The 19,551-nt window shown below is 63.9% G+C and carries 21 protein-coding genes; 13 read left to right on the forward strand and 8 right to left on the reverse strand.

Translation table 11 applies throughout. From position 1 onward, the window contains the following. Positions 1–69: 69 nt before the first annotated feature. The 11 genes from BSY17_RS02980 to BSY17_RS03030 all read left to right on the forward strand — a co-directional run bounded on the left by BSY17_RS02980 (position 70) and on the right by BSY17_RS03030 (position 9,664). A complete protein-coding gene (locus BSY17_RS02980; protein ID WP_043149822.1) occupies positions 70–759 on the forward strand; it encodes a TetR/AcrR family transcriptional regulator in 690 nt (229 codons plus the stop codon). 4 nt (positions 760–763) lie between these two features. Further along, complete coding sequence (gene acuI, locus BSY17_RS02985; RefSeq protein ID WP_069064279.1) at positions 764–1,747, forward strand: acrylyl-CoA reductase (NADPH); 984 nt, start codon at positions 764–766, stop codon at positions 1,745–1,747. 21 nt (positions 1,748–1,768) lie between these two features. Next, a complete protein-coding gene (locus BSY17_RS02990; protein WP_069064280.1) occupies positions 1,769–3,451 on the forward strand; it encodes a class I adenylate-forming enzyme family protein in 1,683 nt (560 codons plus the stop codon). Next, complete coding sequence (locus tag BSY17_RS02995; RefSeq protein ID WP_069064281.1) at positions 3,448–3,861, forward strand: nuclear transport factor 2 family protein; 414 nt, start codon at positions 3,448–3,450, stop codon at positions 3,859–3,861. Before BSY17_RS02990 ends, BSY17_RS02995 begins: the two co-directional genes overlap by 4 nt. Before the next feature lie 2 nt (positions 3,862–3,863). Further along, complete coding sequence (locus BSY17_RS03000) at positions 3,864–4,643, forward strand: SDR family NAD(P)-dependent oxidoreductase (protein ID WP_237236132.1); 780 nt, start codon at positions 3,864–3,866, stop codon at positions 4,641–4,643. Beyond that, positions 4,643–5,071 carry a nuclear transport factor 2 family protein gene (locus BSY17_RS03005; RefSeq protein ID WP_069064282.1) on the forward strand — a complete coding sequence of 143 codons (429 nt, stop codon included), beginning with the start codon at positions 4,643–4,645 and terminating at the stop codon, positions 5,069–5,071. Before BSY17_RS03000 ends, BSY17_RS03005 begins: the two co-directional genes overlap by 1 nt. Positions 5,072–5,190: 119 nt before the next feature. Continuing rightward, positions 5,191–5,979 (forward strand): hypothetical protein, encoded by a 789-nt coding sequence (locus BSY17_RS03010; protein WP_069064283.1) that lies wholly within the window; start codon positions 5,191–5,193, stop codon positions 5,977–5,979. Between the two features lie 82 nt (positions 5,980–6,061). Further along, the gene (locus BSY17_RS03015) at positions 6,062–6,811 is read left to right on the forward strand and encodes an SDR family oxidoreductase (protein ID WP_237236134.1); all 750 of its coding nucleotides are present in this window, start codon (positions 6,062–6,064) and stop codon (positions 6,809–6,811) included. A gap of 38 nt (positions 6,812–6,849) precedes the next feature. Further along, entirely contained in the window at positions 6,850–8,316 is a 1,467-nt protein-coding gene (locus tag BSY17_RS03020) for an aldehyde dehydrogenase family protein (RefSeq protein WP_069064284.1), read from the forward strand. 21 nt (positions 8,317–8,337) lie between these two features. Then, on the forward strand, positions 8,338–9,078 hold the full coding sequence (locus BSY17_RS03025) for a TetR/AcrR family transcriptional regulator (protein ID WP_069064285.1): 741 nt from the start codon (positions 8,338–8,340) through the stop codon (positions 9,076–9,078). A gap of 133 nt (positions 9,079–9,211) precedes the next feature. Further along, positions 9,212–9,664: a PA2169 family four-helix-bundle protein gene (locus BSY17_RS03030; RefSeq protein WP_069064286.1), complete on the forward strand. Its 453-nt coding sequence runs from the start codon at positions 9,212–9,214 to the stop codon at positions 9,662–9,664. Between the two features lie 49 nt (positions 9,665–9,713). Here the strand turns inward: BSY17_RS03030 and BSY17_RS03035 are convergent, their stop codons facing one another. The 8 genes from BSY17_RS03035 to BSY17_RS03070 form a co-directional block, all read right to left on the reverse strand. Next, positions 9,714–10,559 carry a glycosyltransferase family 2 protein gene (locus BSY17_RS03035; RefSeq protein ID WP_171899171.1) on the reverse strand — a complete coding sequence of 282 codons (846 nt, stop codon included), beginning with the start codon at positions 10,557–10,559 and terminating at the stop codon, positions 9,714–9,716. Next, positions 10,556–11,146, reverse strand: coding sequence for an SAM-dependent methyltransferase (locus tag BSY17_RS03040; protein WP_069064288.1), 591 nt, complete (start codon positions 11,144–11,146; stop codon positions 10,556–10,558). Before BSY17_RS03040 ends, BSY17_RS03035 begins: the two co-directional genes overlap by 4 nt. Further along, entirely contained in the window at positions 11,143–11,811 is a 669-nt protein-coding gene (locus BSY17_RS03045) for a PIG-L deacetylase family protein (RefSeq protein WP_083216998.1), read from the reverse strand. The genes BSY17_RS03040 and BSY17_RS03045 overlap by 4 nt, the downstream gene beginning before the upstream one ends. Then, positions 11,805–12,923, reverse strand: a complete 1,119-nt coding sequence (locus BSY17_RS03050; RefSeq protein ID WP_069064289.1) for an acyl-CoA dehydrogenase family protein — start codon at positions 12,921–12,923, stop codon at positions 11,805–11,807. Before BSY17_RS03050 ends, BSY17_RS03045 begins: the two co-directional genes overlap by 7 nt. Further along, positions 12,920–13,939, reverse strand: coding sequence for a glycosyltransferase (locus BSY17_RS03055; RefSeq protein ID WP_069064290.1), 1,020 nt, complete (start codon positions 13,937–13,939; stop codon positions 12,920–12,922). Before BSY17_RS03055 ends, BSY17_RS03050 begins: the two co-directional genes overlap by 4 nt. Further along, positions 13,936–14,868: a glycosyltransferase gene (locus BSY17_RS03060; RefSeq protein ID WP_069064291.1), complete on the reverse strand. Its 933-nt coding sequence runs from the start codon at positions 14,866–14,868 to the stop codon at positions 13,936–13,938. The genes BSY17_RS03055 and BSY17_RS03060 overlap by 4 nt, the downstream gene beginning before the upstream one ends. After that, entirely contained in the window at positions 14,861–16,000 is a 1,140-nt protein-coding gene (locus BSY17_RS03065) for a glycosyltransferase family 4 protein (RefSeq protein WP_069064292.1), read from the reverse strand. The genes BSY17_RS03060 and BSY17_RS03065 overlap by 8 nt, the downstream gene beginning before the upstream one ends. Before the next feature lie 73 nt (positions 16,001–16,073). After that, positions 16,074–18,200, reverse strand: coding sequence for a catalase (locus BSY17_RS03070; protein ID WP_069064501.1), 2,127 nt, complete (start codon positions 18,198–18,200; stop codon positions 16,074–16,076). A gap of 317 nt (positions 18,201–18,517) precedes the next feature. Here BSY17_RS03070 and BSY17_RS03075 point away from each other — a divergent pair, with 317 nt between their 5' ends. After that, entirely contained in the window at positions 18,518–19,264 is a 747-nt protein-coding gene (locus tag BSY17_RS03075; protein WP_171899172.1) for a Crp/Fnr family transcriptional regulator, read from the forward strand. Continuing rightward, positions 19,261–19,452 carry a hypothetical protein gene (locus BSY17_RS03080; RefSeq protein WP_069064293.1) on the forward strand — a complete coding sequence of 64 codons (192 nt, stop codon included), beginning with the start codon at positions 19,261–19,263 and terminating at the stop codon, positions 19,450–19,452. Before BSY17_RS03075 ends, BSY17_RS03080 begins: the two co-directional genes overlap by 4 nt. Positions 19,453–19,551 lie beyond the last annotated feature (99 nt).

Here is a 19,551-nt window from a genome sequence, read left to right on the forward strand (position 1 = left end):
GGCGAGCCAGCCGGGCGGTCGTTCGGATCGTTACGGCGGGCCGCCCGAACGACAAGAGAGGCATGCCGCATGACGCAAACGCGAACCAGACGTTCCCGCGATCCTGCAGCCACACGCGAAGTCATATTGGAAGCAGCGCGCGCGCTGCTGGCCAAGGACGGGCCGGAGGGGATCAGCCTGTCCGAAGTCGCAACGCTCGCCGGGGTCAATCGCGGCACCGCCTACCAGCATTTCGAAACCCGCGAAAAACTGATCGAGGCGACCGCGGAGTGGGTGTCCGACCGCATGTTCCGCGCGGTGTTCGGCGACCCCGAAACCATCGGCGAGCGCCGGGTCGAGCAGGTCGATATTGCCGACACGACCGACCGCCTCGCCATCTTCGCGATGGAAAACCCGGAACTGTGCCGCATTTGGCTGCTCCAGCTACTGGCCTCGCCCGATCCGATGGCCGATCCCTTCTGGCGCGAATATGAAGGGTCGCTCCAGCGTTTTGCCGAAACCGATCTGGCCGAAGACGGCATCGACGTCGAAGTATTATCAGTGATGATGCTGTCGGGCGCGTTTCTCTGGCCGGTCTGGGCGCAATCCCATGGCCGCCCGGATCAGGAGCGGCGCGACCTTGCCCGGCGCGTGGCGCAGGAATCGTTGCGCCTGTGCATGTATGGCTCGATGCGCGCCGATCGCTTCCCCGGCATCGCCGATCGCCTCCGCAAAGGACTGACGCCAACGGCACCCTCTTCGTCTCCCAAAAAGGAATAGCCCCATGTTTTCAGCCATCATGATCGACAAGACCGACGACCAGCAGAGCGTATCGCTCCAGCAGGTCGACGAAGCCCAATTGCCCGAAGGCGATGTCACGATCGACGTCGCCTATTCGACGCTTAACTATAAGGATGGCCTGGCCATCACCGGCAAGTCGCCGGTCGTTCGCAAATTCCCGATGATCCCCGGCATCGATCTGGCCGGCACCGTGCGCACCTCCGATCATGTAGACTGGAAGCCGGGCGACAAGGTCGTGCTGAACGGCTGGGGCGTGGGCGAGGGCCATTGGGGTGGCCTGGCACAGGTTGCCCGGCTGAAGGGCGACTGGCTGGTCCCGCTCCCCGCCGCCTTCACCGGCGCGCAGGCGATGGCGATCGGCACGGCCGGCTATACCGCCGCGCTCTGCGTAGAAGCGCTGGTCAAGGCGGGCGTTACCCCCGACCAGGGCGAAATCCTCGTCACCGGCGCGACTGGTGGGGTAGGTAGCGTCGCCGTTGCCCTGCTCAAAAAAGCAGGCTTCACCGTCATCGGTTCGACCGGCAAGGCGTCGGAAGCCGACTATCTGACGCAATTGGGCGCTGCGGGCGTCATCGACCGCGCAACCTTGTCGGAAAAGGGCAAGCCGCTGCAGAAGGAGCGCTGGGCTGGTGTCGTGGACTCGGTCGGCAGCTTCACCCTCGCCAATGCCTGCGCCCAGACCCGCTATGGCGGCGCGGTCGCCGCCTGTGGCCTGGCGCAGGGCGCGGACTTTCCGGCTACGGTCATGCCCTTCATCCTGCGCGGCGTGCGCCTGCTCGGCATCGACAGCGTGATGGCGCCCAAGGTGCCCCGCCTCGCGGCTTGGGAGAGGCTGGCGCGCGATCTCGACCCGGCTCTGCTGGACGTGATTGCCACCGAAATCAGCCTGTCGGAAGCGATCGCGGCGGCCACCGACCTGATGGACGGCAAGGTGCGCGGGCGCATCATCGTCGATGTGAACCGCTGACCCTTACCCCAAGGACGCATCATGACCGACCAGCCGCTTTCGATCGTCGCCGGTCCTCCGCTCAGTGAAGAACAGGGGCTGGGGGCGCTGACCTTGAGCGGCTGGTTGCGCGAGGTCACGGCGCGCTCCGGCCCGGCTGAAGCGCTGGTGATGCACGAAGCGGACAGCGTCACCCGCTGGACCTATGACGATCTGTGGGCGCGCGCGAATGAAGTGGCGCGCGCGCTCCTCGCCTGCGGCGTGGGCAAGGGGACGCGCGTCGGCATCCTGATGACCAACCGCCCCGAATTTCTGGCGGCGGCCTTCGGCACGGCGCTGGCGGGCGGCGTCGCCGCGACGCTCAGTACCTTTTCGACGCCTGCCGAACTGGAGCATCTGCTCCAATCCTCCGCCTGCCACATCCTCCTGATGGAGCGCACCGTCCTCAAAAAGGATTTTGCCGCGATCCTGACCGACCTGGAACCGGGCATCTCGACGGCCAGCCCCGGTGCGCTGGCCTCACCCCATTTCCCCTTCCTCCGCCACATCGCCTCGCTCGGCGGCGGCGAGGGCATGATCGAGCCGTGGGACGCTTTCCTGAGACGCGGCGATAGCGTCGATCAGGCGCTGGTCGATGCGATCGCCGCTACCGTTACCCCTGCCGACCCCGGCGTCCTCTTCTTCTCGTCCGGCTCGACCGCCAAGCCCAAGGGCATCCTCTCGATGCACCGTGGCGTCACGCTCCAACTTTGGCGCTGGAAGCGCTTTCTCGCCGCCAAAGAGGATGCCCGCGCCTGGTCGGCCAATGGCTTCTTCTGGTCGGGTAATTTCGCCATGGCGATCGGCGGCGCGCTCTCGTCGGGTGGCAGCTTGATCCTGCAATCCACCTTTCAGCCCGAAGAAGCGCTGACCCTCATGGCGCGCGAGCGCGCGACCATGGCCTTCGCCTGGCCCCACCAATGGGCACAACTGGAGGGGGCCGCCAACTGGAACGACGTGGATCTGTCCTCGCTCCACTATGTGGGGCAGCACACGCCGCTCGGCCGCCATCCGACCGTCCGCACCGACTGGCAGGAACCGATCGCCGCCTATGGCAATACCGAAACCTTTACCATCAGCACCATCTTCGATTCCGGCACGCCCGACGATCGGATCGCGGGCACGCATGGCATCCCCTTGCCCGGCAATATCTTCAAGATCCTCGATCCGCTGACCGGTGCCGTCATGCCGCTGGGTGAGCGCGGCGAGATCGCGGTCAAGGGACCGACGCTGATGCTGGGCTATATCGGCGTGCCACTGGACGAGAGCGTGGACGCCGACGGCTTCTTCCATACAGGCGACGGCGGCTGGTTCGATGCGGAAGGGCGGCTCCATTGGGAAGGTCGCCTCAACGACATCATCAAGACCGGCGGCGCCAATGTCTCGCCGATCGAGATCGACACCGTCATCAAATCCTGCCCCGGCGTAAAGGTCACCCAGACCGTCGGCGTGCCTCATGAAACCTTGGGCGAATTGGTCGTGACTTGCATCGTCCCCCATGTCGGCGCACCGCTGGACGAAGACGCCATCCGCGCCTTCGCCAAGGCCCAACTCGCCAGCTATAAAGTACCCCGCCGCGTCCTCTTCTTCAGCGAAGTCGACCTCTCGCTGACCGGCAGCGCCAAGATCAAGACGGCGGATTTGAAAGCGCTGGTGGTCAAACAACTCTCCACCGAACCGGCATGAGCGACGGCGCGGAGCAGGCGCTGGCGATCGCCAATCTCAAGGCTCGCTACTGCGCCACCGCCGATCTCGCTGCCAGCAACCCGGATCAGGCCCGCGCAACCTTCGCGACCATCTTCGCGCCGGATTTCGTCGGCGACTATGGCATGGGTCGTTTGACCGGCGCGCAGGCGATCACCGATTTCCTCTGCACCGCCATTGCGGGCAACAGCGCGTGGCTGCTGCACATGCTCCATTCGCCACAGATCCTGATCGACGGCGATCACGCCACCGGCGACTGGACGGTCCTGGTCAAGCTCAAGCGCCGCAGTTCCGGCGCAATCGACACGGTGATGGGCCGCTACAGCGACGTCTTTCGCCGCACACCCCAGGGGTGGCGGATCGCGCAAGTGACCTTCACCCGCATAGAATAAGCATGAAGGACAAGAGGATCATGGCCCATCGTTTCAGCGGCAAGACCGTCCTGGTCACCGGATCGGCAGGCGGCCTCGGCCGCGCCCATGCACTGGCCTTTGCAGGCGAGGGCGCGCATCTCATCCTCGCCGACATAAACGAAGCGGGCCTCATGGAAAGCCAAGCGCTGATCGAAGCGGGCGGCGGCAATGCGTCCATCCACCGCGTCGACATGGGCCAGGAAGCCGACATTCAGGCGTTCGCCGCAACCATCCTGTCGGCGCATGACCGGCTCGACGTCCTCATCAACAATGCAGGCTTGCATGCAGGCGAAATCGCGCGCGGCTTCTTCGGCCTCGGCATGGCCAAATGGCAGCATTATTTCGCCGTCAACACCTTCGGCCCTCTGCTGCTCGCGGAAGCGCTGCGTCCGGCGCTGGCAAAGGCCAAGGGCGTCATCATCAACAAATGTTCGATGGCGAGCTATAATCCCGCCACCGCCTACGGCATCACCAAAGCGTCGCTCACCGTCTTCACCCACGCCATGGCCCAGCAATTCGGCATCGACGACATTCGCTGCGTCGGCATCGCGCCTGGCCTCATGGAAACCGAAGCAGCGCTCCAAGGCGTCGATGCCGCCAATTGGGAACGGCTCAAAGCCATGCAGTCGGTCAAACGGCAGGGGACGGCAACCGACATATCCAACCTCGCTTTGTTCCTCGCGTCGGAAGAAGGCAGTTTCGTCAACGGCCAGGTCATCTTGTGCGACGGCGGCAACCAGATGCGCGGGTTCCGCTTCTGATGCCCGCGCCCGATTTTGCCGACTGGCTCGCCATCACTGAATTGAAGGCGCGCTACTGCCGCCTGCTCGACACCAAGGATTGGGACGGCTGGGCCGCCCTCTTCACGCCCGACTTCCTGCTCGATGCGACGGGATCGGGCGGTCCCCGCATGGAAGGGCGCGATGATGCCGTTGCCAGCGTGCGACGCTCACTGGAAACCGCCAAAACCGTCCATCATGTCCATATGCCTGAACTCACCCTATCAGGCGACGCCGCCACCGGCATCTGGCCGATGCAGGATCATCTTGTCTGGGCGGATGGACGCACAATGACCGGCTATGGCCATTATCACGACCGCTATATCCGCATCGACGGGGCATGGCGGATCGCTCAATCGCGCCTCACTCGCCTACATATCGCCATGCAGTCGCCGCCGCCTTCGGCCTGATCGCCATTGCCCCGGCGATCAATTGATCAGGCCCGCCCAATCCTCTGGCGCACCGTCGCCGTCCATGCTGAATTGGCGCCTGACAAGCGTTTAAGCGCGCGCAGCCAGAGGGCAGAGGAATGAGCCTGCATACCACCATCCACCTCCATAACGTTCCGGCCGGACGGGAAGCGGACTATGCCGCCTGGTTTGACGGTCCCCATCGCGACGATCTTGCCCGCCTGCGCGGCTTCCGCTCGGCCGACCGCTATGCCATTACGCCGCAGCAGATCATGCCCGATATCCCCCAGCCATGGCGGTATCTGAGCGTCTACGAGCATGACACCGCCACCCCGGAAATCGACCTGCCCGCGCTCGCCCCACTCCTGGCCCAGGCGCGCGACGCCGGGCTGATCGACGATAGCGACGAAAGCGAGCGCATCCATAGCTATGCCATGTATGCCGACTGGGCCTTCAGCCCCAACCACCGCGCCGATCACCCCTTCTCCGGGGTGAGCATCATCCTCGCCAATTTCGTCGCCGGGCGCGAAGCGGAATATCATCACTGGTATGACACGGTGCATTCTCCTGAAGTGACCCGCGTCCCCGGCAAGGTTGGCATGAAGCGCGGCCGCCTGTCGCCGGTGCAACTCGAACCCAAACGCTATTGCCCCGGTAGCGACCTGGTTCTCTGCGCGCAGCAGACCGACGACCTGCTTTTTACCGTCAAGGATTTCAGCGCCCGCGCGCGCGGCGTCAGCCCCAGCGGCGTCGCCTTTGCCCCTCGCTCCGCCTCCGGCTCGGTCGCCCGCACCGTCCATTATTTCGGCAAAGTCAGCGGCCCGGTCTTTTGGCCCGGCGGCATCGCCTATGATGGCGACCTCTCGGTCTACCCGGCCGATTTCGCGCGGCCCGCGACCGCCGCCTGAACAGCCATCGCGCGCGCGATGGCCGTCCCCCTTGCCGTGCGCGCGCCAGTGCGGAATGGGATGAAGCAACAAGAGTTGAAGGATGGAGCAGGACATGGGCAAGACGATCATCATCACCGGCGCGGGCGACGGCCTCGGCCGCGCCCTGGCGCGGCGTTTCGCGCGTGACGGCGAAACCGTCATCCTGCTCGGCCGCACCTTGTCGAAGCTGGAAGCCGTAGCCGCCGAACTGGGCGAGGGGCATTTGGCCCTGCAATGCGATGTCGGCGATCCCGACTCCGTCCGCGCCGCCTTCGCGCAGATCGCCACGCGCCATCCCAAGGTGGACGTCCTCATCAACAACGCCGCCATCTATGAGCCGTTCACCCTCGCCGAGGTGCGCGACGACCAGATCCAGTCATCCCTCGCCATCAATGTCGCCGGGCCGATCTATTGCGCCCGTGAAGCGCTGCCGCTGCTGCGGGGTGGCGGGCATATCATCAACGTCAGCAGCGAATCCGTCGCGATCAAGATGGCGATGCTCTGGCTCTATGCCGGGGGCAAGGCAGGGCTTGAACTGATGTCGGACATGTGGGGACGGGAACTGGCGGCGGACGATGTGCGCGTCACCGTGGTCCAGGCCGGGCAAATGATGGACGAAACCAAGACCGGCACCAACTGGCCGATGGATGTCGCCATGCGCTTCATGCAGGACAATGCCAAAATCGGCCTCAACCCGCGCGAGCGGCCCATCACCCATTATGATTCCGTCACCGACGCCTTCCGCGCCGTCATCGACATGCCCGCCGACCTGCACATCGGCACGGTCGCGTTGACGGCGCGCCGCCGCTGATCGCCCTATCCCCGCATATCGACAGAAAGACCCTAGCCATGGCCACTCTCCCCGACGCAAAACTCACCATCGACGGCGTGCTGCGCGACGCGCAGGGCGGCAAGACCTTCGATGTCATCAGCCCCTGGACCGGCCAGCCGGTCGGCAAGGCCGCTGATGCTTCGGCCGCCGATGTGGAGGAAGCCATCGCCGCCGCGCGCCGCGCCTTCGACACGACCGACTGGTCCACCAATGTCGAAAAGCGCGTCGACCTGGTCACCAAATTGCGTGCCCTGTTCGAAGCGAACCGCGAACGCCTGTCCGACCTCGCGCGCGACGAAGCCGGCGCAGCGATGGGCGCGGTCGGCCGCGCCCATGTGGACATGGCGCTCGACGGCTGGGACGATTATCTGCGCCTCTTTCCGCAATTGAAATGGGACAAGGATTATGGCGGCCGCACCGGCTATGGCTTCGAAACGCAGCGCAAGGCGGTCTATGAACCGGTCGGCGTCGTCGGCGCCATCACGCCCTGGAACGTCCCGCTTTATGTGAATGTGGGCAAGGTCGTCGCCGCACTGCTCGCCGGTTGCACCGTCATCCTCAAACCCGCGCCCAACACGCCGGGCATGGGCGCAATCTTCGGCGAACTGGCCCAGGAAGCGGGCTTCCCCGCCGGTGTCCTCAACGTCATCTGCGGCAGCGATCCGGCTCTGGCGGGGGAAATGCTGGTGACTGATCCGCGCGTCGATCTCATCTCCTTCACCGGCTCCACCAATGTCGGCAAGCGCATCATGGAACAGGGCGCGGCCACATTGAAGCGCGTCTTTCTCGAACTGGGCGGCAAGTCCGCCAAGATCATATTGGAGGACAGCGCCAATTTCGCGATGGACGTCGCCCAGTCGATGCTGGTGTTCCACGCGGGTCAGGGCTGCGCCGTCCATTCGCGCCTGCTGGTGCCGCGCAGCCGCTATGAGGAAGCCAAGGCGGTCCTCAAACATGCCTATGCCAGCTTCGGCGACAATTGGGGCGACTATGATAATCCTGCGCACATCATGGGACCGGTCGTGTCGCAGCGGCAGATGGAACGGGTCTTGTCCTATATCGATATTGGCCAGGCCGAAGGCGCGACACTGCTGGCGGGTGGCAAGGCACGGCCCGACAAGGGCAGCGGCTATTTCATCGAACCGACCTGCTTTGTCGATGTCACCAACGACATGCGCATCGCCCAGGAAGAAATTTTCGGCCCCGTGCTGGTCGTCATCCCGTTCGAGGATGATGACGACGCCGTCCGCATCGCCAATGAAAGCGACTATGGCCTGTGCGGCGGGGTCTATTCGGCCGATCTCGATCGCGCCATTGCGGTGGCAAAGCGGATACGCACCGGCTCCGTTAGCGTGAATGGCGGCATGTGCATCGCCGGGGACTTGCCTTTTGGCGGTTACAAGGCCAGTGGAATCGGCCGCGAATGGGGTCTTGAGGGAATCGAGGAGTTTCTCGAAACCAAATTGATCGCATGGCGCGCATGACGGGATAGCAAGGATCGGCTCTTGAGCGCAAAGGCGGACATGAAGGCAGGGCAGGGGGCGGGCAAATCGCCACGCTCGCGCCCGTCCACCGCGACCAAGACGCTCAGCCATAATCTCAACGGACAACGGCTGGGGCGCAAGGGGCGGGATACGCGCGACCGCATCCTGGCCGCCACCAACGAACTGCTCGCCGGTCCCGCCGATGTCGAACTCTCGCTCAGTGCGGTCGCGCGTCAGACTTCGCTCGGCATGACGTCGCTCTACAATTATTTCAACGACCTGACCGAATTGCTGCTGGCCGTGCTGGAGCCGGTCATGGCGACCGCCGAAGAGGAATATGTCGGCCTGCTGCGCACGCGCTGGGACGATGCTTCGCTCGGCGACCATACTCTTGCCCTGGTGACGGCCTATCACGGCTTCTGGGTCAAAAATTCCCGTCTGCTTCATCTGCGCAACCGCATGGCCGACGCGCAGAATGAGCGGATGATGCTGCATCGTATCCGCGCGGCCCAGCCGGTCATGCGCCTGATGGTCGAACAGATGGATGGCGACCTCACCAAGCCGCAATCACCGGTGTTCAGCATGGCGACAGCGCTGATGACCGGGCTTGAACGTATCGTCACTGTGACGACTGACGCCACTCTGCAAAATACACTCCACGCCCCCAATCCCTTGGGCCGCACCCATTTGCTGCGCGCGGAGGCACGGCTGCTGGAACTCGGCATCCGCGACTATCGGATGCTCGCGGCATCAGGTGACTGAGGGCTTTCCCATCAATCACATTGATGGAGATTAAGGACCGATATTTGTTTGCGACTTTCCCGGTCGCTCGTCGTTGAAGGGGGTATCCGGTTGCCAATGGCGCCGGTTTTCATCTTTCAAGACGGGAACCATCATGTCCGACAACAGCCACGATATTTCGACCCTCAACGGTTTGATTGCCACCACGATCGACAGCGCCGATGGCTATACCGAAGCCGCCAAGGACAGCGAAGGCGGTCGCTTCGTGACGCTCTTTACCAGCCGCGCCGCCGAACGCCGCGAAGTCGCCACCCGCCTGCAGCAGGAAGTGACCCGTCTGGGCGGCAAGCCTGAAGACGACGGCACCGTCCTTGCAGGCGCGCATCGCATGTTCCTCAACCTCAAGGCGATGATGACGGGTCATGACGACAAGGCGATCGTCAACGAAGTCGAAGCTGGCGAAGATCATATCAAGGCCAAGTTCGAAGATGCGCTGGGCGACACGAAACTCTCGCCCGCCGTCCGCAGCGTGATCGAAGGTTGCTATACCTCGGTCAAGGCAGGCCATGACGAAATGCGCGACATCAAGCATTCGATGCAGCACTAAGGAAAACGGATCGGCGGGGGCAACCCCGCCGATTTTTCGTCGAAACGGGTCAGTCGGAACTTATGACCCGCGCTGCATCCACCTCCAACTTGGTGGGCATGCGCACCAGACTGATCGTATCGCCCTCACGCGCGATCAATCTCGCCATCTCGAACGCGGCCAGCCAGCCTTCCATCGGCCATATCCCCCATTTCTGGCGAAACAGCCGCGCATTGCGCACAATATCGGCCAAATGCTGCAGCGGCGGGTCGATCACATCATGATATTGATGAAACGCTCCGGTCCCTCCCAGAAATAGCAGGGGCAGGGCGGCCTCGCGCGCGCGAAAGCCGAAGTCGGTGTCTTCCGCGCCATATCCGGTAAAAGCCTCATCGAACCCGCCCAGTTCGACGAACCCCTCGCGTCGAATGCCGAAGATCAACGACCAGAATAGCCCGGCATTATGTTCTTCGCGCAAGCCCGCCGCGGGAAAAGGACGGACCGGGTGCGGCTTCGCGCATTGCATCAAAGCCGCCTCGTCCCAAGCGCCGCGCGCGTCCTTGGGACCAAGATAGAGCGCTTCCGCGCAGATCAGCGCATCCCGCTGCGCTAAGGCTTGCGCCATCGCCGCCGTCAGGCCCCGCATCGGAATGCAGTCGACATCCAGAAACAACAGCATGTCGCCCCGCGCAGCCTGCGCCGCCGCATTGCGCGCCGCCGCGAGCGGCAGCCCCGGCTGATCGAGCCGCACGATATGCAGCGGAAAGCCCGTCGCCTCCACCGCGACGGGCGGCTCGCTGCCCATATCGACGATCACCAGTTCGTCAGGCTGCACCTCGCACCGCCGCAACCCTTCGATCAATTGCGCCAGATGCCCCGGCCGGTTCTTGACGATCGTCAGGACGCTCATCGTCATGCCGACATGCGCCACAGATCGAGCCGATATTGGTCGCGGCGTTCCGCTGTGACGACTTCAACAGGTCGCGGCATTGCCGCGCGAAACTTCTCCACCGCCTCGTCGCCGCTTTGCGGATAGTCCGTCTCGCCCGTCCAGTGGACCAGCAATAGGTCGCCGCCGGGCGCGCCATGCGTGCCCGCCCATTCAGCCGCGCGCCTAATGTCGGCATCGTCCCAATAATAGATGACTTCGGACAGGATGATCAGATCGAACGGCCCACCCAGCGGCATTTGCGCGGGAAAGGTCATCCGGTTGAACGAGACATGATCGAATACGGCACAACGCTCGCGCGCGCCGCCGAGCGCCGTTTCGCTGACATCGATCGCGACCAGCGCCCGGCAATGTTCGGCCAATCGCCGCGTCAACATGCCCTTCGCGCAACCGATCTCGAAACCCAGTTCATAGCGACGATCGCCCAGCGCCTCGATGCTATGGGCATATTTAGCTTGCTCATAGGCGCTGGTTTCCAGCGACCAGGGATCATCTGTTCCCTGGAACATCTGCTCGAAATATTGGGGGTCCAGGCTGCTAACATGCCGGGTCATGGCCGTCTCCGCACATAGAGTATATCGCGCGCGCCCATGCGTCGCTGTTCGGGCGACAGGCGAAAGCCGGGGCCATGCGCGGCGGTCAACTGGCTGCGATGCGCCGCCAGCGCCAAGCGCCGTTGTCCCATAGCCATCGGGGCTGTCTGGATCGCGCGCCGGATCTTCCGGTCGGGCCTGTTCGCCCAGACCAGATATTCCGCCACGATTAAATTGCGCATCGCCCGTGCATGCACCGCATAAGCCAGCGCGGCCGCGGCAGCATGGTCGCAATGCGGCTCATGCCCGGCCGTGACTGCCAGCGCATCGACCCGCCAGCGCCGGCACAGCGCCGCCAGATAACGCGCCGTCCGCTCGAACAGCGGATCGCCGGGGCGTGCCGGGGCCGCATCCTTCCAGTCCAGATGCACGGGCCGCCGCGCCCCTCCGCCCGCCAATCGCTGCACTGCCCTGGTCGCCTCGCGCCGCCGAGCCGCCGCCAGCCTTTGCGCCGCCTCATGCGATCCCGCGCCATCGGTCAGATAGACAAGGCCCGCTAACCGCCCCGCCTTGGCCGTCTGCGCGATCAGCGCGCCCGCGCCCAACGTCTCGTCATCAGGGTGCGGTGCCAGCACCAGCCAACGCATATCGCGCCACTGGCGCGAGGACAGCGCAGCCGTCACCATAACAAATCCTCCGCGCCCCAGGCATCATGATCCAACCAGGCCAATGCCGCCTGATCCCGCGCATAATCGGGACCACCCTGGCGCAGATAGAGGCTTAAGTCGCGGCTGATCTTGTCGATCCGCTGCCCGTCCATCGCGCTGCGCGTGCCCACGATCCGCGCCGCAAGTTCCATGACATCCAAAGCCGCGCGCTCCACCACGCCGCGCGTCATCCGCGCGAACGCCGGACCATCGGCATCGTCTCGCGCCGCGCGCAGCGCCGCCTCGCGCACCCACAGATAAGCGGTGCGTGTGGCCGCCACCGCATCGGCGAATTTCGCGCGCTGCACCGGATCGTCGCGCGCCACATCCGAGATCGCCTTGCGCGTCTCGATCAACAGCGCTTCGATGCCGCCCAGTTGCACCGCCGTAAACCGCCAGGCCCCGGTGGTGAACAGCGGTTCGCGATCATAATCGCCCGGCGCGCCCAACATGTCTTCGGGCGCAACCACCATCCCGGTCAGATCATACAGCCCGCTGCCCGTCGCGCGCATCCCCCGCACCCGCCATTGCGACAAATTAGCCCGCGCCGCATCGTCCGCTGCAACCACGACCAATTGCCGCGCGCCGTCCTCCGGCTGTACAGTGATAATCGCATGCGCCAGCCCACCCGCACCCGTGGCGAAGGACTTGGCCCCTTGCAGCGTCCGACCAACCATCTTCACACCCGGCGGCGGCTCGGTCGCCCACATGCCGTAAAAGGCCCCCGCATCCAGCCTCTGGCCGAGACCATGCTGTTGCGCGGTCGTCGCGAAATGATCGAACAGGATCATCGCATTGACATGCCCTTCATACAGCCGCCCAACGCTCAGGTCCGCGCGACCGATAACCCGCAGGACATCGAACAGGCATAGATGCCAAGCCTCCTCGTCGCCGCCAAAATCAAGCCCGCCACTTGCGACCGGCGCAAAGCAGCGATGCAGGCCCGCCGCCGCCAGGCACTGCATACTGTCGATCGGAAAGACCGGCGCGGCGTCATAGCGCGCCCCCAATTCCATCAGCCTTGGCGCAACGGCGGCAGCCCGCGCCGTCGGATGCGCGTCGTCCGCGATAGGGAAGGGCGCTACGCTCATGCCGCTGCCGCCTGTTCGCTAAGCCAGATCGCCGCCGTTCGCGCGCCTTGCGGATCGTGCAACCGCCTCCTCGCTTGCGGAGACAAAGCCTTCGCCTGCGCCAGCAAGGACGGCCATGTCGCTGCCTCCGGCCAATCTTGCAGCACCACCGTCGCACCCAGACGCGCCAGACCGCTGGCCGTAGCCTGCTGCTCACCAAAAGGCCGCGCTTCGGGCATGCAGATGAACGGCCGATCCGCGACCAATACCGCGCCGACCAGTCCTTCACCCGCTCCGCCGATTACCACATCGGCCGCCGCGATCTCCCGCGCCGCATCCTCGACCCAACCCGCAATATCCAGATTGGGCGGGCAATCGCCGACCGCCGACACCGGCCCGATCACCCGCCATTGCACATCCGGGCACGCCCGCGCCGCCTGCGCCAAACGCGCGCCATCGCCCGGCGCACCGCCGCGGCCGATGACTACCAATATACGGCCGGACGGCGGCACCGCCCCCGCCACGGCGGTCGTAATGCCTGGCAGATAGCGCGTCCGCTCGCGCACCCACGCCGGCGTCGATTCCAGCTCCAGATCGGCATGAAAGGGGGCCAACAACCCCGCCGCACCGCGAAAGGCCTCCAGATGCGGCACATCGCTGCGCGCGCCATTCAATCGAACACAGATGGTCGGCACCGATGCCAGCCGGGCCAGCATGGCCATCTCCACCGAAACATCCACCACCATCAGCGCTGGCCGTTCCGTCGCGATCCATTGCGCCACCCGCGCCACGCGCAACCGTACGCCTTCATGGTCGATCGGCGCATAATGGAGCGCTGCGGGCCGCCTTTCGCTGCCATCCACGCCATCGAACCGGCCCGACAACGGCCGATCGTCGGGCAAATCGATCCCGGCCTCGCCTACGCCGGTCCCCAGCAATGTGATCGGCCAGTCGCTCGCGGCGGCGATCGCCTGCGCGCGTGCCCGATGTCCGGCACCATGATGATGGACATAATAACCGATCGGTCGCCGCGTCATGCGCGGATCTCCAGCGCCATATCATGCGGCATCGGCGGCAATAATGGCTCGCTTCGTGCGATCAGCGCATGACCATCGGCCCGCGCGCGCAACCGCCTGCGCCACATCGCCCGCTCGCGCCAATGGTCGAAGGCGGGGGCCATGGGCCGACCGCCTTCCGCCGCGTCCCGGTAAAGCTGCTGCATGGCACTCGCCATGCCGCCCGCCGCGCGCCCATCCAGGCGCGGCGACACGGAAATTCGCACATCAGCCGGATGGGCGAGCCGCGCGCCCCGCGCCAATGCCGCCGTCACCAACGCCCGATCCTCACCCGTCGCGAGCAAGGGCACACCACCACATGCTTCATAGATAGACGCACGGATCGCCAGTGAAGCCCCCGTATGATCGCCATGGCGCGGCGCAATATCCCAGGGGAGGGGGTCGATCGCATCCTCGATCGCGCGCACCGCCGCCCAATAAGAATCCCATGCCGAACGCAGCGCCGAAACGGCCGGGGGCAGGGGCTCCTGGCTATCGATATCGATCCGGCCACCCACCATATCCGCGCCCCGGTCCACAGCCTTGGCGATATTGCACAGCCAATCGACCGGCGGCCGACTATCGGCATCGGTACTGACCAGCACGCCATCTCCGGCCATCGCAATCCGCGCCAGCCCCGCATCCATCGCCAACTTGCGCGCCGATCCGGCATGCGCCAGCCCCGGCGCGAAATCGGCAACGACCACAGCAATGTCTAGCCGCGCGCCATATCGCCGTTGCGCCCTGCCAATCACGTCAAGACTGTCGTCGCTCGTATTGTTGACGCCGATCGACACCATCACCGGACCCGGCCAATCCTGCGCCGCCAATGCCGCAAGCAGCACCGGCAACCGTTCGGCCTCGTTCCGTGCCGGCACACAGACGCAAAAATTGATCGTCGGCTCAACCATGCAACATCGCACGCAAGGATTCCGGCGAGGACGGCGGCACCAGATGCATGGCCGCCCGGCCATCGCGCGGCACCGGCCTGCCAAGCTCGATCTGCTGCCGATAGAGCGCCTCATAGCTTTCCACCATGCGGTTAGCGTCGCACATCTGCTCCGCCCGCGCGCGGCAGGCCCGCCGATCGAGCGCCAGCGCCGCGCGCCCCGCCTGCGCCAGCGACCCGACATCATCAGGCGTGGCCAAAACCCCACAACTGGAATCAAGAATTTCCGGGATCGCACCCCGCGCAAAAGCAGCGACCGGCACGCCGCAGGCCAATGCCTCGGCCACGACCAGCCCATAGGGCTCGTCCCATAAAGGCGTACACAGAAACGCGCTGGCTCCAGCCACCAACTGCGCCAGTTCGCTATGTGCCAAATGGCCGACATGGATGATGTCCGCGCCCAACGTAGGCGCTATCACCGTCCGATAATAATCCTCATCCAGCACCGGCCCGGCGATGCGCAACGGCAAGCCGATAAGGCGCGCCGCCTCGATCGCCAGATGCAACCCCTTTTCCGGCACGATCCGCCCATACCAGACCAGATAGGGCGCGCTGTCGGCCTGCGCGCGAAAGACGAATTTCCGCAAGTCGATCCCATTGAGGATGACCGCATCGGCGGGCGCGACATGGCTCCACTGCGCCGCCACCGACTGCGATACCGCCACCAGCGCATGATTGGGCGCTTCGCACAGGCGAATGCCACTTTCCAGCCAGCAGAAGGGCGGCGTGTGCAGCGTCGTGACCATCGGCATCGGTAGACTGTCGGCCATGGTCAGCGGTAGATAATGGAGCGCATTATTGTGAATGATGTCGAAATCCCGGTTCCGCAAACCGGTCATCAGGCTGAGGTAAGCATGATGCTCGCGAAAGAAGGCGATGTCGCTCGCTTCCGTGGTCCCGACGGACGTCATCGCCGTCTCGGTACAGATCGCCTCCAGCCCCAATGCGGGTTCGGAGCGCGATGACGCAAAGACGGTCACGGCATGACCGCGATCCCGCAAAGAACGGGCCAGAAGATGCGTATGCATCTCCAAACCGCCCGCAAACGGCTCTGCAATAGGATGCTTGAGATGGGCGATAATGCCAATCCGCATCAACGATATCCTTTGGACAAGAAGAGGGCCGGAGGCGAAAACGCATTCGCCCCCGGTTGATTGAAGATCGAGATCAGGCGTCGGGCACGGCGTCCAGATCCACGGTCATTTCCCGTGGCCAATGGCGCAGCCCGCGACAGGCGGTCAGCAGGCTCGTGGCGTCTTTCGCTGTAGCAAGCGGCAGGCAGCCCTCGTCCAGATCGTCGGCGATACCCGCCTTTTCGAACAAGATCTGTGCCTCTGCCGTAAGCCCCATAAACTTGCAATGGGCAAAGGCGTCGGTGACGAAGTCCTTGGCCGCCGCATCCATCGCCAGCAACGCTGCGCCATCCGCCGAAGCGACCACCGCAACCGCATCATAGAGTACCGATGGCCCGCCATCGATTTTCTGCTTGGCCGCAACCGCCGTGCCATCGGACAGGGTGACCCCACCGATCTTGGGCGCAATCACCTCATACACCGCGCCTTCCTTGTCCACCGCCTTGACCAGCGCGTCGAACATCTTGGCATCGGCCCCATCGGTCAAAAGGATACCGAGCTTGCGGCCCTTGAAATTGTCCGGGCCATTTTTGAGGATGCTCAGCGCATCGGACGGCGGCAAGTCCATGATCGTGGCGCGCGCCGCTTTTGCAGGCTCCGGCAGGGCCATGCCCAAACCATCCGCCACCGTCGCCGCCAGTTCCTCATCGATATTGCGCAGATGCGATACCGTCCGCGAACGGATGTCGGGGCGCTCGACCTTGCTCAGCTCGAACACGATCGCATCGCCGATATGCTTCTGCTCGATCGGCATCTGGCTGATATAGAATTGCCGCGCCTGGCTATAATGATCGGCAAAACTCTCCGACCGGACCCGTTGCTTGGGACCGTCCTCGACCGTCGCCACACTGACGAAACCCTTGGCCGGATCTTCGCGCGGACCACCCTGTTCGGCGCCCCAGCTATTGGGCTCGTAATTGGCCCGACCCTTGGGATTGCGCATCGCCATATGCCCGTCCTGCTGGAAATGGGCCATCGGGCATTTGGGCGCATTGATGGGGATATGGGTGAAGTTGGGACCGCCCAACCGCTTGAGCTGCGTATCGAGATAGGAGAAATTGCGACCCTGCAACAACGGATCGTTGCTGAAGTCGATGCCGGGCGGCACATTCTGCGTGCAGAAAGCGACCTGCTCGGTTTCGGCAAAGAAATTATCGACCACCCGATCAAGCACCAGCCGCCCGACGATCCGCACCGGGATCAATTCTTCGGGGATCAGCTTGGTCGCGTCGAGAACATCGAAATCGAAACTGTCGGCGAACGCATCGTCGAACAATTGCACGCCCAATTCCCATTCCGGAAAATCGCCCGCATTTATCGCGTCCCACAGGTCGCGGCGATGGAAATCCGGGTCCGCCCCGTTGATCTTGACCGCCTCGTTCCACGCGACCGACTGCAAACCCTGTTTGGGCTTCCAATGGAATTTGACGAAGGTCGACTTGCCCTCGGCATCGACCAGGCGGAACGTATGGACGCCAAAGCCTTCCATCGTGCGCAGCGAACGCGGGATCGCCCGGTCGGACATGGTCCACATGATCATATGCATGGATTCAGGGGACAGGCTGATGAAATCCCAGAAATTGTCATGCGCGGTCTGCGCCTGCGGGAAATCCCGATCCGGCTCAGGCTTGGCGGCATGCACCAGATCGGGAAATTTGATCGCATCCTGAATGAAAAAGACCGGGATGTTATTGCCGACCAGATCCCAATTGCCTTCCTGCGTATAGAGCTTGACCGCAAAGCCGCGCACATCGCGGGCAAGGTCGGCTGACCCCTTCGATCCGGCAACAGTCGAAAAGCGCACGAACGCAGGCACCTTCTCGCCCACCCGCTGCAGCACATCGGCGCGGGTCACATCGCTCAGCGATTCCGTCAGCTCGAAATAGCCATGCGCGCCATAGCCACGGGCATGAACGACGCGCTCTGGAATACGCTCATGATCGAAGTGAAACATCTTCTCGCGAAAATGCATATCTTCCATCAGCGTCGGCCCGCGCGCGCCTTGCTTGAGCGAATTCTGGTTGTCCGCGACGGGAATGCCCTGGGCGGTCGTCAAGGTGGCGACGTCACCGCCTCCAATCTGATGCGTCTCGCCGCCATCCGCCTGCGGTTCGGCATAAACGTCGGACACGCCATCGGCGGGCGGTGGCGGCGGGGCCATGCGCGCCGATTGCTCGGCGATCTTGCCGGATGCGCTGGCGGATTTGTCTGACTTGGCCATGATAATTCCTTAACTGGAGAGCGCGCACTTAGGCGAGCAAAGGCAATGCCATGCTCAACCACATGCGCAGGGACGGTCTGCAGAAATGCTACGTCACGGAAACACGTAGCAACGTTGCAAGTTGCGGCTGTCTGGCAAATACTAATCTGCGTCATAACGTTTTGTGGCCATGGCTTGGATATACTGGCGCAGCGGGCCGTTTGGACTGTCACGGGCGATCGGGGCAAAGATCGCCATCATATGCGAAGGACAATATCTTGTTCACGGATCGGTTTTTGAAAGGACGTCGGGGCGTCCAACTGGGCGCGGAAGAACGCGCTGTCTTGGAAGGCGCCATATCCGAAGTCCGCAGCATCGACGCGCGCGCTACCATCGTCAGCGCGGGCGAGCCCTTATCCAACAGCACATTGCTGATCGACGGCTTCATGTGCCGCTATCTCGATGACCGGGAAGGCATGCGCCAGCTCGTCGCGGTGCAGGTGCCGGGCGATTTCGTCGATCTCCACGCCTATCCGCTCAAGACGCTCGACCATGATGTCGCGACGCTAACCGCCGCGACTGTCGCGATCGTTCCCCACCGCGCTTTGGACGGCATCAACGCGACCATGCCGGAACTGACCCGCAAATTATGGTTCTCGACCCTGCTCGATGCCGCCATCCACCGGGCTTGGCTGTTCCGCCTCGGTCGGTTGGACGCGGTCGGTCGTGTCGCGCATTTTCTCAGCGAAACGAATGCCCGCCTTCTGCCCGTGGGCCTGAGCGACGGAAGCCGCTTTGCGCTGGGTATCACCCAGAATGACATCGCCGAAATATGTGGCATCACCAACGTCCACGCCAATCGCGTCCTGCGCCAGTTGCGCGAGGAAGGGCTCTGCGTCTTCCGCTCCTCGCTCGTCGATATTCTCGACGTCCGGGGTCTCGCCAGGCGGGGGCAATTCAACCCCGATTATCTCTACATCGATCCCGATATGCCCCCATCATCTAATGAAAGCCAAGCCTCATGAGGTCTCCCCCTCCTATCGCCGGCACGCAGACGCGGCCCGGCATCGCCAGCGCGGAAGCTGGGCTGGTATTACTCGACGGTCCTGACGGCATTGCCGTAACCATGACCGCCTACGCCGCATCGGAAACGGGCAAGAGCCTGATCGAAGCCGCCCAGCGCGCCGAACATTGGACCGAGCCAGAGGCGTAGGAATATGCTGCGTTGCGGCAGAATGAAGAAATTTATCCTCACATCTCCATGAAGATCAGGGGAATAGGCATCATATTCTATTGTGCGGTGCAGCAACCA

Source organism: Sphingobium sp. RAC03, assembly GCF_001713415.1.
Lineage (GTDB): Bacteria > Pseudomonadota > Alphaproteobacteria > Sphingomonadales > Sphingomonadaceae > Sphingobium.

Excerpts from the sequence above, each read along its gene's own strand:
- BSY17_RS02980 (WP_043149822.1), top strand. The coding sequence starts at position 70 with ATGACGCAAACGCGAACCAGACGTTCCCGCGATCCTGCAGCCACACGC.
- acuI (WP_069064279.1), top strand. The coding sequence starts at position 764 with ATGTTTTCAGCCATCATGATCGACAAGACCGACGACCAGCAGAGCGTA.
- BSY17_RS02990 (WP_069064280.1), top strand. The coding sequence starts at position 1,769 with ATGACCGACCAGCCGCTTTCGATCGTCGCCGGTCCTCCGCTCAGTGAA.
- BSY17_RS02995 (WP_069064281.1), top strand. The coding sequence starts at position 3,448 with ATGAGCGACGGCGCGGAGCAGGCGCTGGCGATCGCCAATCTCAAGGCT.
- BSY17_RS03000 (WP_237236132.1), top strand. The coding sequence starts at position 3,864 with ATGAAGGACAAGAGGATCATGGCCCATCGTTTCAGCGGCAAGACCGTC.
- BSY17_RS03005 (WP_069064282.1), top strand. The coding sequence starts at position 4,643 with ATGCCCGCGCCCGATTTTGCCGACTGGCTCGCCATCACTGAATTGAAG.
- BSY17_RS03010 (WP_069064283.1), top strand. The coding sequence starts at position 5,191 with ATGAGCCTGCATACCACCATCCACCTCCATAACGTTCCGGCCGGACGG.
- BSY17_RS03015 (WP_237236134.1), top strand. The coding sequence starts at position 6,062 with ATGGAGCAGGACATGGGCAAGACGATCATCATCACCGGCGCGGGCGAC.
- BSY17_RS03020 (WP_069064284.1), top strand. The coding sequence starts at position 6,850 with ATGGCCACTCTCCCCGACGCAAAACTCACCATCGACGGCGTGCTGCGC.
- BSY17_RS03030 (WP_069064286.1), top strand. The coding sequence starts at position 9,212 with ATGTCCGACAACAGCCACGATATTTCGACCCTCAACGGTTTGATTGCC.
- BSY17_RS03035 (WP_171899171.1), bottom strand. The coding sequence starts at position 10,559 with ATGACGATGAGCGTCCTGACGATCGTCAAGAACCGGCCGGGGCATCTG.
- BSY17_RS03040 (WP_069064288.1), bottom strand. The coding sequence starts at position 11,146 with ATGACCCGGCATGTTAGCAGCCTGGACCCCCAATATTTCGAGCAGATG.
- BSY17_RS03045 (WP_083216998.1), bottom strand. The coding sequence starts at position 11,811 with ATGGTGACGGCTGCGCTGTCCTCGCGCCAGTGGCGCGATATGCGTTGG.
- BSY17_RS03050 (WP_069064289.1), bottom strand. The coding sequence starts at position 12,923 with ATGAGCGTAGCGCCCTTCCCTATCGCGGACGACGCGCATCCGACGGCG.
- BSY17_RS03055 (WP_069064290.1), bottom strand. The coding sequence starts at position 13,939 with ATGACGCGGCGACCGATCGGTTATTATGTCCATCATCATGGTGCCGGA.
- BSY17_RS03060 (WP_069064291.1), bottom strand. The coding sequence starts at position 14,868 with ATGGTTGAGCCGACGATCAATTTTTGCGTCTGTGTGCCGGCACGGAAC.
- BSY17_RS03065 (WP_069064292.1), bottom strand. The coding sequence starts at position 16,000 with ATGCGGATTGGCATTATCGCCCATCTCAAGCATCCTATTGCAGAGCCG.
- BSY17_RS03070 (WP_069064501.1), bottom strand. The coding sequence starts at position 18,200 with ATGGCCCCGCCGCCACCGCCCGCCGATGGCGTGTCCGACGTTTATGCC.
- BSY17_RS03080 (WP_069064293.1), top strand. The coding sequence starts at position 19,261 with ATGAGGTCTCCCCCTCCTATCGCCGGCACGCAGACGCGGCCCGGCATC.